Raw genomic sequence first — 15,106 nt, 5'->3', positions numbered from 1 at the left:
TTTATTTGTGCTTCGGGCTAGCTGATATTAACGGGTCTGCTTTTGTCGTAACTGAACAAGACTTACAGTGCATCAGCGCGTTTTAATGCGGTCAGGATAACCGTTAATGCCGCTATGGAGGCCACCGATGCTCTTACGACCTTTTTGGTTTGCTTTGCTGTTTTACTCCGGGCTGATCAGTGCCTTTACTGCTAATGTAATGGCGCCGCTGCAGGTGACTGATCGGGTTGAATTTCAACGGCAACTGACGATAGCCAGGCAAATCGGAGTTGATGGCGTATCAGTTGATATCTGGTGGGGGCTGGTAGAGCGCACGGCTGATCAGCAATTTGACTGGCGCTACTATGATGCAGTTTTCAGCGATATCCGGGCTGCCGGGCTTAAAATAGTGCCAATAATGGCGTTTCATCAATGTGGTGGCAATGTCGGTGATGATTGTGATATTCCGTTGCCGCCGTGGATTTGGCAGCATTTTCGCCAGCAGGGTGTTGCGGCTGCAGATCTGCAGTATCAGAGCGAATTTGGTAACCGTTCCACTGAAACGGTCGCATTGTGGGCCGACCAATGGGTGCTGCCGCAATATATTGAGTTTATGCAGGCGTTTGCCAGCCAATATGCGGCAATGGCGGCGGATATCAGTGAAATTAATATTTCTATGGGGCCGGCTGGTGAATTGCGCTACCCCTCTTACAACGGCCACGATGGTGGCAGAACCGCTTATCCCAGTCGTGGCGGATTTCAGGCATATTCAGATTTAGCGATCAGCGATTTTCGCGCTGCTATGCGGCAAAAGTATCAGAGCGTGGCGGCGCTGAATCAAAGTTGGCAAACTCATTTCAGCGCGTTCAGCCAGCTGTCGCCGCCCACAGATGGCGATAGTTTTATCGCCAGTGGTGCGGCGTTTAACAGTGCTTATGGCCGGGATTATATTGATTGGTATCATATGGCGCTGCTGTCCCATGGCAAACGTATGCTGACTGCGGCGTTAGTGGCTTTTTCAAATGAATTGGCTGGCATTGAACTGGGCTTTAAAATCCCGGGTATTCACTGGAAAATAGCGGCAACGGACCACAGCCAACGCAGCGCCGAGCTGGCTGCCGGGCTAATCACTAGTGCATTGCCGTTCAGTGCTGACAATGGTTTTGGTTATGCCGGTATTGTTGGCTTAGCAGCGGCGTTTGGCAATGAACCGCGCGGCATTGTATTGCACTTTACTGCGCTGGAAATGGACGATTTGCCAGATAGCCGCAGTCAGTCACTGGCCAAAACCCTGGTTGGCTGGCTGGGCGCTGAAGCAACCCGCCAGCAGGTGGTGGTAAAAGGGGAGAACGCCCTGGCAGGCGGCGTTACACATCAGCAGGGTTGGGACAATATTGATGCAGTATTTCGCCGTGGTAATTATCAGGGCATGACCGTACTTCGACTGGCTCAGGTTACCGATGGTGGCATTGGTCAGCGCCGTTATCAGCAGTTAATCCGCCAGATGCGTCGTTAGCATATTAAGTGCGTTAGCCGCCACCGCCAAGCTGCTTGCGTAACTTATCTTTTAATTTATCAGCGGCCTGTTCTTTCACATCGGCCAGTTTAGCATTAAGCATTTGCTCAATGTTACTTTCGATTGATTCGGCTGCACTGTCCTGCTGATCCAGCATGCTCAGCCATTCGCTCTGGCCAGCCAGCTGCTGCTGAAGTTTGCTGTCGAGTTTACTGCGTAACTCGGTTTGCAGTTCTGCAATTTTCGCTTTGGCTTCACCCAGTATCGCATCGGCCAGCAGCTTGTCGAGTGGTGAGCGAATACTCACTTCCGGTGCACTGATTAAACCACTGGCGTTTAAGTTAAGCGGGATTTCTGCCTGCTGATTCAGCAGCGTCGCCAGCTGCTGCACATATTTATTATCACTGGCGCTGAACTCAGCTTGCTGCAGTACTACCCTGGCTTGCTGCTCTACGTTATTGTCGACCAGATTAAGCTTGCCGCTGGTATTTAAAGTGGCACTGGCCAGTTTAAGCAGGATATCATCACGGCCAATATCCATACTGTCTACCTGAATGCCCTGCAGTTGCCAGTTTACATTGGTGACCATTTGCTCCAGTACGGCAAAGTCACCATCCAGCTTCAGCAATGACAGCTGGGGCAGGCCAGTTACCTCGGCATTAAAGCGGGTTGCGGCATTTATAATCTGATGTTGCGCAGTAATATCCTGCAATTCTATTAACGCTTCGCCGCCACCGATCAGCCAGTTAACCCGGGCGTTTTTAATCCAGAAATCCGGATAGGGCTGGCTCGGCAGTGGCAAAATCCGGTTAGCCAGAGTGATTTCAGGCTCAGCTGTTTGCTTAGCCTTGGCTGACTTTTCCGGAATATACGGTGCGGCCAGCCGGTATACCGCCTCTAACTGGCCAATCCGCTCACCCCAGAAATCACCCAGTAAAATCTGGCTGATTGGCGCAAGGCCACCGTCGCCAATATTGGCCAGATCCTGCAATTTCTGCCAGTCACTGCTGCTGGCCTCACGCACGGCGGTTACTGCCTGTTGCAATTGCTGCCTGCTCTGGCTAAGGGTTTGCTGCACGTCTTTTAATTTCTGCTGTTCAATCCGCAGGGTGTCCTGCAGTTTTTTCAGCTGCGCCGCCTTGGCTGTTAAATCGGCGGCATTATCAATTTTACTGTCGGTAAGCGCTTTAATCTCTGCCTGAATTTGCTCAAGTTTTTCTTTGTCGGGTAATTGCGACTGAATATCACGCAATACCTGCTGCTGGCTCTTAGCAAGTTGTGTTAACTCTTCACCGCGCTCGACCGTTTTTAAATCGGCCCGGGCCAATAGCTCGTCGGCATTGGGTAAGTCAAGCCGCAGCAATTGCTGAAAATCGACTTTATCGGCAGGGTCGGCATTAGGGCCGCGAAATACTTTGCCCGGACTGCTGCGCTCAGTACCATAGGCTAAGCCATCAACTGATAAGTCGTTGATCACATAATAACCAAGTAACGCCGGCCACACTTCAAGCGCAGCGCGGGCATTGCTAAAGCTGATACTGTTATGGCTGGGCTTGGCGTTATCGGTAATTTGCAGTTCGCTGACGTTAAGGGTAAGCGGGGCCAGGCTGACCGAGACATTACTGATATTGACTTCGGCACCGACTGCTTTTTCCAGGGTGTAGACCATGCCAAGCCGGATAGCGGTGCCAAGAAAAAGATAAACCAGTGCCAACACGGCAGCGAGCAGGGTGAGAAAAATTAACCAACCGGATTTACGGATCATTGCTCGCTCCTTAATTTAATTTTTCATACAGCTGAACCAGCTTGCTGGCTTTTAACATCTGCACCACTTTCCATTGCTGCAGTTTGCTCATCACCCGGCCACGATATTGTCTGACCAGCACGGTGCCAAGCCAGGCCACTGGCAACAGTAACAGCAGGCCCAGCACAAAGGCACCCAGCACCAGGGTGTGATGCAGATGAAATAATTGCAGCGTTTCGCTTTTAGCCAGTAACTGTAACAGCGCAGGATGTTGCGCATATTGCCAGGTAAGGCTTTCCAGCGCGTCACCGAAAATAAACATCAGGCCACTGCACAGGCCCCATACCAGCAGAAAGGTCGCCAGATTGACGGTGAGCAGGCACACCAGCAGCAAAATCAGCAGGGTCAGCAGGCCAAATGGCAGTAAACCGGCCAGCAACCCCAAACCAATGCCCCAGCCTATTTGCCAGGGTGAAGCTTCAGAGTTCAGTACTTTCAGAATTCGGGCAAGCAGGGTTAGCATGGGACATCCTTTATCGTCACAATGGTTGCTGTTATATAAGGTAACAGCCACACCGGCGTTTGTCAGCCGCCGGTGGGTAAAACAAGGATTTATCTGAAGATTTTAGCCACGTTATGATTGCAGCTGATGACGCAGCCGGCGTTGATTAAGCTGGCGCCAGATAATGCGCAGGATTAAGCCTGCCAACAACAGGGCTGCCGCCAGTTCCAGCCAGCCGGGTAATACCGAGTGCTGGTGTTGCATTGCGCCCTGCACGGAGATATCAAAATAGGCCAGGCCCTGATCCAGCAACCAGCCAAACAGCACCGACATTACGATAACCCCGAATAAATAGGCGGCCAGCGCTCTGCTACCGAGCTCTTTATACACCACACTGATAGTAGCAATATTAGTTGCCGGGCCAGCCTGCATAAACACCAGCGCTGCACCGGGCGAGATGCCCACCAGCATCATCGCTGCGGCGATAGGGGTTGATGCGGTGGCACAGACATACATGGGTACTGAAATCAGCACCATTAACAGCATGGTCCAGATGCTGCTGCCGTACTGGGTTAAATAATCCATCGGCACCAGGGTTTGCACCAGCGCAGCAAAAAATAAGCCCAGCAGCAGCCACAGGTAAAAGTCGCTGAGCAGTTTGCCGCTGCTGTACTGAAGGCCTTGTTTTGCCTGCTGCCACAGCGTTAATTTTGCCGCTTTGGTTTGATTAGTGGCACAACATGACGCTTTAACCGGTTCGCTGATTACCGCTGCGGCTTTGCCGGCGCAGCAACTTTTTGCTGTTGGCAGAGCAGGGGCTGGCTCTGTGACCGGGATTGCTGGTTCACTGGCCTTACCGACTAATAAACCCGAGACAATGGCGCTTATTATCGCCGCAACCGGCCGCACTATCGCCATTACCGGCCCAAGCAACACATAGGAAACGGAAATCGAGTCGACACCGGTTTCCGGGGTGGCACTTAAAAAAGCAACGGTTGCCCCTTTGCCGGCACCGCCGCGACGTAACTGCATCGCGGCCGGGATCACGCCGCAACTGCACAGCGGCAGTGGTGCGCCCAGCAAGGCACCCTTTATCACTGGTTTTATGCCATCACCGCCCAGTTGCTGCTGCAGCCAGCTCATCGGGATCCAGACTTTCATTATTGCTGCCACCACTAACCCGACCAGCAGCCACGGGGCTGACAGCACAAACAGCTGCCAGAAATTGTCGATAAAACTTAGCATCAGTTGTGCTCCTTATTATGTTGCTCACCAGTATGCTGTTCCGGTTTAACCGTGCTGCCTTGCTCCAGCGCTGTCAGAATCGAGCACTCAGTGGCGCTGATGCTGCCACCACAACAGGCCTCGTCGAGTTGTTGCAGTGCCTGCTGAAACTGACTAAGTTCTGCCAGCTGCCTGGCAATTTCCGTAAGCTTTTGTTGTACCTTGTCTTTCACATCACTGCATTGCCACTGGTTTTTGTTATCTTCAATTTGCAGCAGTTCGTGAATTTGCTGCAAACTGAAACCGACACTTTTTGCGCGCAGAATAAAGGCCAGGCGCTGGCTGTCCGCTTCGCTGTACAGGCGGTAACCTGCTTCAGAGCGGGCGCTTGGCTTTAACAGCTGCTGTTTCTCATAAAAGCGAATGGTATCCACACTGACCCCATGCCGTTTCACTAACTCACCAATCTTCATCTGTCTGCTCCTGTTATCAGCTGGCAACGACTATGGGCACAGTATAAACCCTTGAGCTTACTCCAGAGTCAAGGGTTTACTGAAATGAGCCGGCATGGCCTGTTAAACTGCGCTAATGCCTAGCAGCAGCTGAATACTAAAGCCTGTTATTATTGCCGTGCCCAGTACCACCATTACAAAAGCAATCATCAGTGGCCATTGAAACAGCCGTTTTAAAATAATCATCTCTGGCAGGCTGGCACCGGCACCACCGATGGTCAGTGCCATCACGGTACCTAAACTGACCCCTTTAGCCACCAGCGTAGCGGCCAGGGGAAGCATAGTACTGGCCCGTACATACAATAATATGCCACTAAGTGCCGCTGCCGGGACCAGCCACCAGGGGTTGCTGTTACTTAAGCCTGCCAGCAGCGAGGCCGGTACATAGCCGTGGATCACCGCACCTACGGCAACGCCAAGCGCGATATGCGGTAAAAAGCTTCGGGTTTCTTTAATGGCCTGGCGCAGTAGCGCACTAACTGAAACGCTGCTGTTAGTTTGCACTGCCACTGTGCTATTACCGCTGCCACAACAGCTGTTGGCTGGTGCAGGCAAGGTAACAAACCGCTGAAAATTAAAAGCCTGCAGCATAAGGCCGCTGGCAATAGCGACGCCCAGCACGGCAATACTGTAGATCAGCAGCAGTTTCAACCCGAAAATAACCCATAGCATGGCGATTAAATACGGGTTTAGCAGTGGCGAGGTAAACAGAAAGGTCATTACCGGACCAAAAGCGGCGTTGGCTCGCAGCAGTCCAACCATCATGGGCAGGGTGGAGCAACTGCAAAACGGCGTAATAGCGCCAAGGCCAGCTGCCAGCATATAACCACTTTTGCCTGACAGCAGCGCTTTTACCCGCGCTTTGGGAATTTTAAGCTGCAGCCAGCTGACCAGCATACTGATCAGCACAAATAGCACCAGCAGTTCACTGAATACGATTACAAAGAACCGCAGACTGTCCAATAGCGCATGTTGGCTAGCAGGGGTCAAATCTAACATTATTGCACTCCTTAATTTTATATATCTGCAAATATCGAAATATAGGTTAATAAAAAAGCCCGGTTGGGCGCTAATGATTCTATGTTAGTGGAATCATTTTATTTCTACTAATATGGAATTGTCAATATGCTTCGATAAATATAGAATGATTTTATTTTCTGGCACCAGTCAGTAACAACAGTCAGCACTAACAATAAGTAATAACAGGAGTAAACCATGGAACTTGAATTGGCCGCAGCCCGGCTGGCAGAGCTGGGACACAGTACCCGACTGGCTATCTTTCGTATTCTGGTAAAAGCCGGCCGGCAGGGCCTGAGCGTAGGTGATATTCAGCAGCAGCTGGATATTCCGGCTTCCACCCTGTCGCATCATCTTGCCCGGATGATTAAGGTAGACTTGCTGCAGCAACAGCGTGAGGGCAGAACACTGTACTGTCAGTTGCAGTTTGACGTGGTGGACGCCTTATTGGGATATTTATATGCTGAATGCTGTGCAGCAGATGGTCAGTCATTATTAGCGATTAATAAAAAGGGTAACGTTGCGGCCAAATGCTGATGTTTTTGCGAACAATAACCACTGCGGTGCGATAAAAGGTAGCGGCAAACCGCTCGCAAGCGGTTAGCATGGACTGTTAACGTTTACTAAGGAACACTGATGCGCCATTTTGTTTTAGGTTTGGGTTTTGGCCTGCTGCTGACGCTAAGCGCTTGCAGTAATCAACCTGTAGCAACGCTTTCACCTGGCACTCAGTCGGCTGTCTCCGGGCCCGACACGGCACAGAGCACGATTAACCCGACCTGGCTGTCAACCGCTGCCGCGCAGCAGGCCTTAGCCGATGGCAAGCTGAACTCAGAGCAGCTGGTTAGCTATTACCTGCAGCAAATCGCCAGCAATAACAACAGCGGCCATCAGCTGGCGGCAATAAGCGATATTAACCCTGATGCACTGAGTCAGGCACGGGAACTGGATGCTGAGCGCCGCGCCGGCAAGGTGCGCTCGACGCTGCATGGTTTGCCGGTGGTATTAAAAGCCAATATCGCGACGCTGGACAGCCTGCCGACAACGGCAGGGGCCCTGGCATTACAGGGGCATCTTGCCCCTGCAGATGCACAACTTGTCAGTCAGTTACGCGCAGCCGGCGCGATTATTCTGGCCAAAGCTAACCTGTCGGAATGGGCCAATTTTCGGGGTGAAAATTCAGCCAGCGGCTGGTCTGCGCTTGGCGGCCAGGTTCGCAATCCGCACTTACTCAGCCATAGCCCCTGTGGTTCAAGCTCCGGCTCTGCCGTGGCGGTGGCTGCAGATTTCACCTTACTGGCTGTTGGCACCGAGACTGACGGTTCTATTATGTGCCCCTCGGCAATCAATGGCATTGTCGGCATTAAACCCAGTCGCTCTGCCGTATCTGGCGAGGGCATTATTCCGATTGCCGCGGCGCAGGATATTGCCGGGCCGATGGCCAGAACAGTGTATGGCGCCGCGTTACTGCTGGATGCGATGCTAAGCCCAGAGGCAAAAAGTCAGTTCAGCCTGCCGCTGAGCACGGCAGCCAGGCAGACCCCAACCGCCAGCAAAGTATTGCTGGTTCGCGCCTACGATAAGCAAGACAAGGCGTTACCGCCGATGCTGGATAAGCTGGCAGCAACGCTTACGGCGGCCGGCATTGAAGTGGTAAGTACAGATAAATGGCAGTTGCCGCCTGAGCTGTATCAGGCAGAGCTAAAAGTATTGGTGTATGAATTTAAACGTGATTTAGAACAGTGGTTGCGAGACTATCAGGTGCCGGCTGAGCGCGATACCCTGGCTGAAATTGTTGCCTTTAACCAGGCCATCGGCGAAGCCGCTTTGGGCTTCTTTGGCCAGGAATATCTGAAGCAGGCCGCGGCAATTGATCTGGAAAGCGATAAAGCCAGCTATCAGCAGGCGCTTAACCGCAGCCGGCAACTGGCACAAGCTGCTCTGGATCAGTATCTGCAACAGCAGGGCTTTGACGCCATTATTTTGCCTTCATATGGTCCTGCCTGGCCGATTGATCATGTGAAGGGCGATGCCTTTAACTTTGGCACCTCAACGGCGGCGGCTGTGGCTGGCTATCCGTCGGTTACCTTGCCGGCAGGCTTCAGCGGTATTTTGCCATTAGGTGTTAGTCTGGTCGGTTTACCCTGGACAGAGCCCGAACTGCTGGCGCTGGCCACGTTGCTGGAGCAGCAACTGGCAGCCTATCAGCAACCGGGTTTTGTAAAGCAGTTAGCTCACTAAGCTCAAGCTGGCAATTTTGACTTTTTAGCCGCTAAGGCGTAATCTTAGCGGCCATGGCCTCTGGCTTTTTTGAGCTAAACTCACTGAGTAATACGGCAGCTAATCCAAACATTATGTTAAGCACCTTATGTTAAGCACTTTATGTTAAGTACTTTGGTACAACAGCAAAAGCACTGGACTATCCCGTTGATGGTCAGCTTAGCGCTGTCCTGGTGTTTGCTGCTATGTAATGGTCTGGTTAATCAGGCTTATGCTGCAGCTGATTATCCGCAGCACGCCGTCGAATCTTCAGAGACACCGCCTTGTCATGGTGCCATCAGCTTAACCGATGCCCCAGAAAACGGCTCACTGCCCCTTAACAGCACCCACGATAATTGTTCCGGCTGCGACAGCCAGGCAACCCAGCTCGATCCTTTATCGCTGCCGGCAGTGATATTATCAGTAAGCTGGCTGCAGGTTACTGAACTGTGGCCTGGCACTGTCCATGCTGTTGACAACTTTGCGCTGGCGCCCCCGCCGCGACCCTCTGTTCCACTTTATTTGCGTAAAAACCTGCTGCTGATTTGATACCGGCCGTGTTATCTACGGTTATTTTCGGTATGTCTAAAGCAGAGGTTTTACTATGTTTATCCCGGTTAAAAGCAGCTTGCTGGCCAGTGTGCCAGTGTTACTTTTCGTTAGCCGCGCGGTGTTGGCCGAGCCTGCTCAGCAGCAACAGCATGATCACGCCCAACATGACCACGCCCAACATGAAAAGGCCCTGCAAAGCCCGCAGGCAAGTCAAAGCACGCTGCAGCAGCTGATAACGGGTGATAAACCCGCCACCGTCTATACCTGTGCGATGCACCCGCATGTCCGCTCCACTGATCCGGATGACCGCTGCCCGATTTGCGGTATGGCGCTTATTCCGGTTGTTACAGATGAAGCAGAAAATCACTCTGACCCATTTTTAGGCGCGGTGCGGTTAAGCCCGCGGGCTCAGGCATTGCTGCAGCCAGAGTTAACGCCTGTGCGGCGACAGCAAGCACAGCATAGTATGGCGTTGGTTGGCAAGCTGGCTGCTGATCAGAGCCGGCTTAAAACCATCAGTGCATGGACCTCCGGCCGGATTGACAAGTTTTACCTGGATAGCAGCGGGGTCGATGTCACGGCCGGCCAGCCAATGGTCGAAATTTTCAATCCTGATCTTATTGTTATTCAGCAGGAACTGGTGCAGGCCAAGCAACTGGCTGGCGCCCGGGGCAGCAGTTTAGCGGCCGACAGCACGTTAGCTGCTGCACGACGACGTTTGCGGCTGTTAGGGATACCTGCCAGCCAGATTGACGATATTTTACAGAGCGAAAGCCTGCAGGACACGGTGACCATCAGTGCCCCGGTTTCGGGCCGGGTACTGGATAAAATGGTCAATGAAGGTGCCCATGTCAGTGCCGGCCAGCCGTTGTTTAGCGTGCTGGCGCTGGATAAGCTTTGGCTGGAACTGGAAGCCTTTGAGCATCAGCTTGGCGCGATTACCCCGGGCCAGACTATCAGCGTAGAACTATTGGCCCTGCCGGGAGAAACATTCAGCAGCACAGTATTGCTGCTGGAACCCCAGGTTGACAGCAACCAGCGCACCGTAACCGTCAGAGCTGTGCTGGATAACCCGGATGGCCGGTTGTTACCGGGTATGTTAGCCCGTGCCAGACTGCTGGACAGCCTGGATAATGTATTGCTTATACCGGCTTCAGCAATACTACATACCGGCGAGCGATCCTTGGTATATGTACAGCAGGCCGGCCAGCCGGCTAGCTATGTAGGCCGCGAAGTAGTGCTGGGCCGGCGCTTTGCTGATCAGTATCAGGTGCTGGAGGGGCTGAGCGAAGGCGAGCTGGTCGTCAGCAAAGGGGCATTTCGCCTAGACAGCGAGCTGCAAATCCGCGGCCTGCCCAGTATGCTCTCTGCCGATGGTCAAAGCGGCAATCCTCATGCGGGGCATGGTCATCAGCAAATGACAAATCAGCCAACAGCAGCAGCAGCGGCGGTCGTGCCGGCGCAGCAAGCCAGTTTTAGTCTGACGGCTACCCAGCAAGCCGCCATTCTGGAACCCTATCAGCAGTTATATCTGGCGTTAACAGAAGATGATCTGAGCAGCTGGCAGCGGGCTACTGCTGCCTTTGAGCAAGCGATTGCTACAATTAGCTGGCCAGCAGCTTTGCAGCAGCAAGTATCAGAATTACTGGCGAGCGCCGGCCACAGCGAACATATCACTGATCTTGAGCAGGCCCGGCAGCTTTACTATTTGCAAACGCAGGCCATGTTAACCCTGGCAGAGCAGGGTATTCTGGCTGCCGGCTGGTACCGGGCATATTGCCCGATGGCACGCGACGGTGAGGGAGCCAGCTGGTTGCAGCAGCAATCCGCGATACTAAACCCGTATTTTGGCCCTGGGATGCAGGGCTGTGGCGATATAGAGCAACAATACAGCGATGGAGGCCGTCATGCCCACTGACTCTGCAAGGCGACAGACCTCGTTATTCTCCCAGCTGATTAGTGGCTGTCTGCGCCAGAAACTGCTGGTGTTACTGATCAGCGCTTTGCTGGTCCTGGTTGGTGTTGGCTACGCGCCTTTTGGCTGGCAGACCGGCATACCGCTTAAACCGGTGGCGGTGGATGCCATTCCAAACCTGGGTGAAAATCAGCAAATTGTGTTTACCGAGTGGCCGGGGCGCTCACCCCAGGATGTCGAAGATCAGTTGAGTTACCCGCTCAGTGTCGCCCTGATGGGCGTAGCCGGAGTTAAGGATGTCCGCACGCTGTCGATGTTTGGTATTTCCAGTATTGCCGTTATTTTTGATGACAGTGTTGAGTTTTACTGGTCACGCAGCCGCCTGTTGGAGAAACTGGCCAGTCTGCCAGCTGATACATTGCCGGCCGGGGTGCAACCCAGCCTGGGGCCGGATGCGACAGCACTAGGCCAGGTGTTCTGGTATACGTTAGAAGGCCGCGACCCATCAGGTAACAACACCTCTGGCTGGGATCTGGACGAGCTACGCAGCATTCAGGACTGGTATTTACGCAGCGGTTTACTGGCTGCGGAAGGGATCAGCGAGGTTGCATCGATTGGTGGCTATCAGCGCGAGTATCAGATAGAGGTTGATCCGGACTTACTGCGGATTTATCAGGTTAGCCTGGCCGACGTCAGTAATGCAGTGATGGCGGCAAATCTGGATGTCAGCGCCGGCAGCCGGGAGCTTAATGGTGTCGAATACCTGTTGCGTGGTGTTGGTTTAGTCAAAAACCTCAGTGATATTGAACAGGCGGTAGTGCGTTTAGCACCAGATAATACCTCGATAACGGTAGCTGATGTGGCAAAAGTCAGTACCGGCCCGGCGCAGCGTCGCGGTGCGCTGGATGTGGCAGGAGCAGAAGCAGTGGGTGGCGTGGTAACGGTGCGCCAGGGTTATAATCCGCGTCAGGCGATTGATAATATTTACACAAAACTTGCCCAGTTAAGTCGCGGCCTGCCTGTTAAAGCGGTTATCGACTGGCAACACACCAGCGCGGCGCAAGTAGCCGACTTTAGCCATGCCAATGGCTTACCCGCCTGGGGAGAGGGCAACAGCCAATGGACCACCTTTTTACAACAACAGGCGGCTGATAGCTGGCCACAGTGGCTGACCTTAAGTCAGCTGACCGTGGTGCCATTTTATGATCGCTCTGAGCTGATTAACGAAACCCTGGGTACGCTCGAGCAGGCACTAAGCCTGCAAATTCTGATTACCATCATCGTGGTGCTGGTGCTGTTATGGCACCTGCGGGCGGTATTTGCCGTCAGTATTATGTTGCCATTAGCGGTGCTGCTGAGCTTTATCGGCATGAAACTGTTTGCGGTAGAAGCCAATATCGTGGCACTGGCCGGTATTGCTATCGCTATCGGTACCATTGTCGACATGGCGATCATTGTCAGTGAGAACCTGATCCGCCAGCGGCAGCTGCAACCCGCTCTTAGTGCTTATGCTGCAGTGCAGCGGGCGATGCAGGAGGTAGGGCCGGCAATCGTAACGGCAATCAGCACCACTATAGTCAGCTTTTTACCGGTATTCAGTATGACGGGGGCCGAAGGTAAGCTGTTTGGTCCGCTGGCTTACAGTAAAACCCTGGTGTTACTGGCGGCAGCCTTGCTGGCGTTAACATTATTACCGGTGCTACTGTTTTTACTGTTCTCCCCGCGGCTGCAGCGGCTTAAAAACACCTTTCAAGGTTTTGCTGCCCGCTGGCCCCGCTTAACCCTGCCGTACAATTTTGGTACCCGGCTGCGGGCATTACTGTTGTTAGTGTTGTTATTATCAGTCACCGGCTTGCTGGCTTATTTTTGGCAGCCGCTGGGTCCGGCTGCCGGCTTGCTGAGCAATATTCTGCTGGTTGCCACACTGCTTGGCACAGTACTCGTGTGTTTCTGGCTGTTTTTACTGTGCTATCTGCCGTTGCTGCGACTGATACTAAAGGTGAAGCTGCTGTTTATGCTGCTGCCGCTGTTGCTGGTATTGCACGGGCTTAGTATCTGGTTGGGTGCTGAGCGGGTATTGCCCTGGGTAGAGGCCGACAGCGCGACAGCCCAGCGTTACCCCGGCATGGGCCGGGAGTTTATGCCGGCCTTGGATGAAGGGGCATTTTTGTTAATGCCCAGCCTGATGCCGCATGCCTCCATAGCAGAAGCCCTGGCTGTGCTACAACAGCAGGATCTGGCGATTGCTGCTATTCCTGAAGTGCGCTCGGTAGTCGGCAAAGTTGGCCGGGCCGACACCGCGCTTGACCCGGCGCCACTTGGCATGATTGAAACCCTTATTCAGTATCACAACAAGTATAAAACTGACACTGCTGGCAACCGGCAGTATTTTCGCTATGACAGCGCCGAAGAGCAATTTGTCAGAGACAGTAATGGCGAGTTAATCGCTGATCCCGATGGCCGGCCATACCGGCAGTGGCGTGATCATATTAACAGCCCGGACGATATCTGGCAGGAGATTATTCAGGCCGCACAGTTACCCGGCGTCACGTCAGCGCCGAAATTACAGCCGATTGAAACCCGCCAGCTGATGCTGCAAACCGGGATGCGTGCAGCAATGGGTATCAAACTGGCGGCGCCGGATTTAGTCACGTTGGAACAAAGCGCCTTGCAGCTTGAGCAGATACTGCGGCAGGCGCCTGCTGTATTGGCGGCAACAGTCAATGCCGAGCGGGTTGTCGGCCAGCCTTATCTGGAAATTCACCCGGACCGGGCTGCAATCGCCAGGCATGGCCTGAGTATGCAGCAGGTGCAACAGACCATTGCCACTGCGATTGGTGGTATGGATGCCGGCCGGATCATTGATGGCCGTGAACGTTATCCGATCCGGGTGCGTTATATGCGCGAACGGCGCGATACCCTGGAGCAACTGGCTGACGTATTAGTCGACACCCCGGCCGGTTATCCGCTGCCGTTAACCCAGTTAGCGGAAATTCGTTATCAGCGCGGACCGCAGATGATCCGCTCTGAAAATACCTTTTTAACGGCCTATGTCACCTTTGGCGGTAAGCCGGGCATGGCTGAAGTCGAGGTGGTGGATGCTGTTGCGGTTTATCTGGATCAACAGCGTAGCAGTGGTGCCTGGCAGTTGCCTGCCGGGGTCAGTTACAGCTTTGCCGGCAGTTTTGAGCAGCAGCAGCGGGCGGCGACAACGCTGCTGTGGGTGGTACCGCTGGCACTTATTATTATTTTTATGTTGCTGTATCTGCAATTCAGGCGGGTTAGTACCACAATGATGATCTTCAGCAGCATTGCCGTCGCCTGGGCCGGCGGCTTTATTATGCTCGATTGGTTTGGCCAGAGCGGCTTTTTAAATTTCAGCCTGTTTGGTACCAACCTGCGCGAGCTGTTTCAGCTGCAGGCGTATAATCTGAGTATTGCTGTCTGGGTGGGGTTTCTGGCGTTATTTGGTGTCGCAGTCGATGACGGTATTGTGATGGCCAGTTACTTAAAGCAGGCCTTTACTGACAGCAAACCGGGCAGTAAAGCAGAGGTGCGGGCGCTGGTGCTTTCAGCCGCAGCAAAGCGGATCCGGCCCTGTCTGATGACCTCGGCCACCACTATTCTGGCATTATTGCCGGTGTTAAGTGCCACCGGCCGCGGGGCTGATTTAATGATCCCCATGGCCATTCCAACCTTTGGCGGGATGTTATTTGTACTGTTAAGCGTATTTATGGTGCCTGTATTGTATTGTGCGATGGAGGAGCGAAGGGTAGCTCGTGTAGCACGTTAGCGCTCGACTGCAATACCCCATTTGGCTTGCCACAGCAACTCGTTCGGGCTGACGCCCTCACTCAGACACTCTGTGGCAACCAAATCGGGTTTC

General features: G+C 53.3%; 11 protein-coding genes. 6 read left to right on the top strand and 5 right to left on the bottom strand.

Features of this window, described 5'->3' with window-relative positions; translation table 11 throughout:
• Positions 1 to 127: 127 nt before the first annotated feature.
• Positions 128 to 1,495: a family 14 glycosylhydrolase gene (locus R3187_RS04200; protein ID WP_318965451.1), complete on the top strand. Its 1,368-nt coding sequence runs from the start codon at positions 128 to 130 to the stop codon at positions 1,493 to 1,495.
• Between the two features lie 13 nt (positions 1,496 to 1,508).
• Here the strand turns inward: R3187_RS04200 and R3187_RS04195 are convergent, their stop codons facing one another.
• The 5 genes from R3187_RS04195 to R3187_RS04175 all read right to left on the bottom strand — a co-directional run bounded on the left by R3187_RS04195 (position 1,509) and on the right by R3187_RS04175 (position 6,476).
• On the bottom strand, positions 1,509 to 3,260 hold the full coding sequence (locus tag R3187_RS04195; RefSeq protein WP_318965450.1) for a TIGR03545 family protein: 1,752 nt from the start codon (positions 3,258 to 3,260) through the stop codon (positions 1,509 to 1,511).
• A gap of 10 nt (positions 3,261 to 3,270) precedes the next feature.
• Positions 3,271 to 3,762: a TIGR03546 family protein gene (locus R3187_RS04190; RefSeq protein WP_318965449.1), complete on the bottom strand. Its 492-nt coding sequence runs from the start codon at positions 3,760 to 3,762 to the stop codon at positions 3,271 to 3,273.
• A 111-nt stretch (positions 3,763 to 3,873) separates the two neighbouring features.
• A complete protein-coding gene (locus R3187_RS04185) occupies positions 3,874 to 4,986 on the bottom strand; it encodes an SO_0444 family Cu/Zn efflux transporter (protein ID WP_318965448.1) in 1,113 nt (370 codons plus the stop codon).
• Entirely contained in the window at positions 4,986 to 5,438 is a 453-nt protein-coding gene (zntR, locus tag R3187_RS04180; protein WP_318965447.1) for a Zn(2+)-responsive transcriptional regulator, read from the bottom strand. The genes R3187_RS04185 and zntR overlap by 1 nt, the downstream gene beginning before the upstream one ends.
• A gap of 102 nt (positions 5,439 to 5,540) precedes the next feature.
• Entirely contained in the window at positions 5,541 to 6,476 is a 936-nt protein-coding gene (locus R3187_RS04175; RefSeq protein WP_318965446.1) for a permease, read from the bottom strand.
• Between the two features lie 216 nt (positions 6,477 to 6,692).
• Between R3187_RS04175 and R3187_RS04170 the strand changes: the two genes are divergently transcribed.
• From R3187_RS04170 to R3187_RS04150, 5 genes are all read left to right on the top strand, one after another.
• Positions 6,693 to 7,031 carry a metalloregulator ArsR/SmtB family transcription factor gene (locus tag R3187_RS04170; RefSeq protein WP_318965445.1) on the top strand — a complete coding sequence of 113 codons (339 nt, stop codon included), beginning with the start codon at positions 6,693 to 6,695 and terminating at the stop codon, positions 7,029 to 7,031.
• Positions 7,032 to 7,130: 99 nt separating this feature from the next.
• Positions 7,131 to 8,735 (top strand): amidase, encoded by a 1,605-nt coding sequence (locus R3187_RS04165; protein WP_318965444.1) that lies wholly within the window; start codon positions 7,131 to 7,133, stop codon positions 8,733 to 8,735.
• Positions 8,736 to 8,876: 141 nt separating this feature from the next.
• Positions 8,877 to 9,302: a hypothetical protein gene (locus R3187_RS04160; RefSeq protein WP_318965443.1), complete on the top strand. Its 426-nt coding sequence runs from the start codon at positions 8,877 to 8,879 to the stop codon at positions 9,300 to 9,302.
• A 55-nt stretch (positions 9,303 to 9,357) separates the two neighbouring features.
• Positions 9,358 to 11,223 (top strand): efflux RND transporter periplasmic adaptor subunit, encoded by a 1,866-nt coding sequence (locus tag R3187_RS04155; RefSeq protein WP_318965442.1) that lies wholly within the window; start codon positions 9,358 to 9,360, stop codon positions 11,221 to 11,223.
• Positions 11,213 to 15,013: an efflux RND transporter permease subunit gene (locus R3187_RS04150; protein WP_318965441.1), complete on the top strand. Its 3,801-nt coding sequence runs from the start codon at positions 11,213 to 11,215 to the stop codon at positions 15,011 to 15,013. Before R3187_RS04155 ends, R3187_RS04150 begins: the two co-directional genes overlap by 11 nt.
• The last annotated feature ends 93 nt before the right edge of the window (positions 15,014 to 15,106 follow it).

The sequence above is a fragment of the Arsukibacterium sp. genome (assembly GCF_033721375.1).
Taxonomy (GTDB): Bacteria; Pseudomonadota; Gammaproteobacteria; order Enterobacterales; family Alteromonadaceae; genus Alishewanella.
The sequence above is the reverse complement of the archived record's forward strand: the minus strand, read 5'-3'. Positions and strand labels throughout refer to the sequence as shown.

Bases quoted from the DNA above. Each gene is read 5' to 3' on its own strand.
- R3187_RS04200 (WP_318965451.1), top strand. From the start codon at position 128: ATGCTCTTACGACCTTTTTGGTTTGCTTTGCTGTTTTACTCCGGGCTG.
- R3187_RS04195 (WP_318965450.1), bottom strand. From the start codon at position 3,260: ATGATCCGTAAATCCGGTTGGTTAATTTTTCTCACCCTGCTCGCTGCC.
- R3187_RS04190 (WP_318965449.1), bottom strand. From the start codon at position 3,762: ATGCTAACCCTGCTTGCCCGAATTCTGAAAGTACTGAACTCTGAAGCT.
- R3187_RS04185 (WP_318965448.1), bottom strand. From the start codon at position 4,986: ATGCTAAGTTTTATCGACAATTTCTGGCAGCTGTTTGTGCTGTCAGCC.
- zntR (WP_318965447.1), bottom strand. From the start codon at position 5,438: ATGAAGATTGGTGAGTTAGTGAAACGGCATGGGGTCAGTGTGGATACC.
- R3187_RS04175 (WP_318965446.1), bottom strand. From the start codon at position 6,476: ATGTTAGATTTGACCCCTGCTAGCCAACATGCGCTATTGGACAGTCTG.
- R3187_RS04170 (WP_318965445.1), top strand. From the start codon at position 6,693: ATGGAACTTGAATTGGCCGCAGCCCGGCTGGCAGAGCTGGGACACAGT.
- R3187_RS04165 (WP_318965444.1), top strand. From the start codon at position 7,131: ATGCGCCATTTTGTTTTAGGTTTGGGTTTTGGCCTGCTGCTGACGCTA.
- R3187_RS04160 (WP_318965443.1), top strand. From the start codon at position 8,877: ATGTTAAGTACTTTGGTACAACAGCAAAAGCACTGGACTATCCCGTTG.
- R3187_RS04155 (WP_318965442.1), top strand. From the start codon at position 9,358: ATGTTTATCCCGGTTAAAAGCAGCTTGCTGGCCAGTGTGCCAGTGTTA.
- R3187_RS04150 (WP_318965441.1), top strand. From the start codon at position 11,213: ATGCCCACTGACTCTGCAAGGCGACAGACCTCGTTATTCTCCCAGCTG.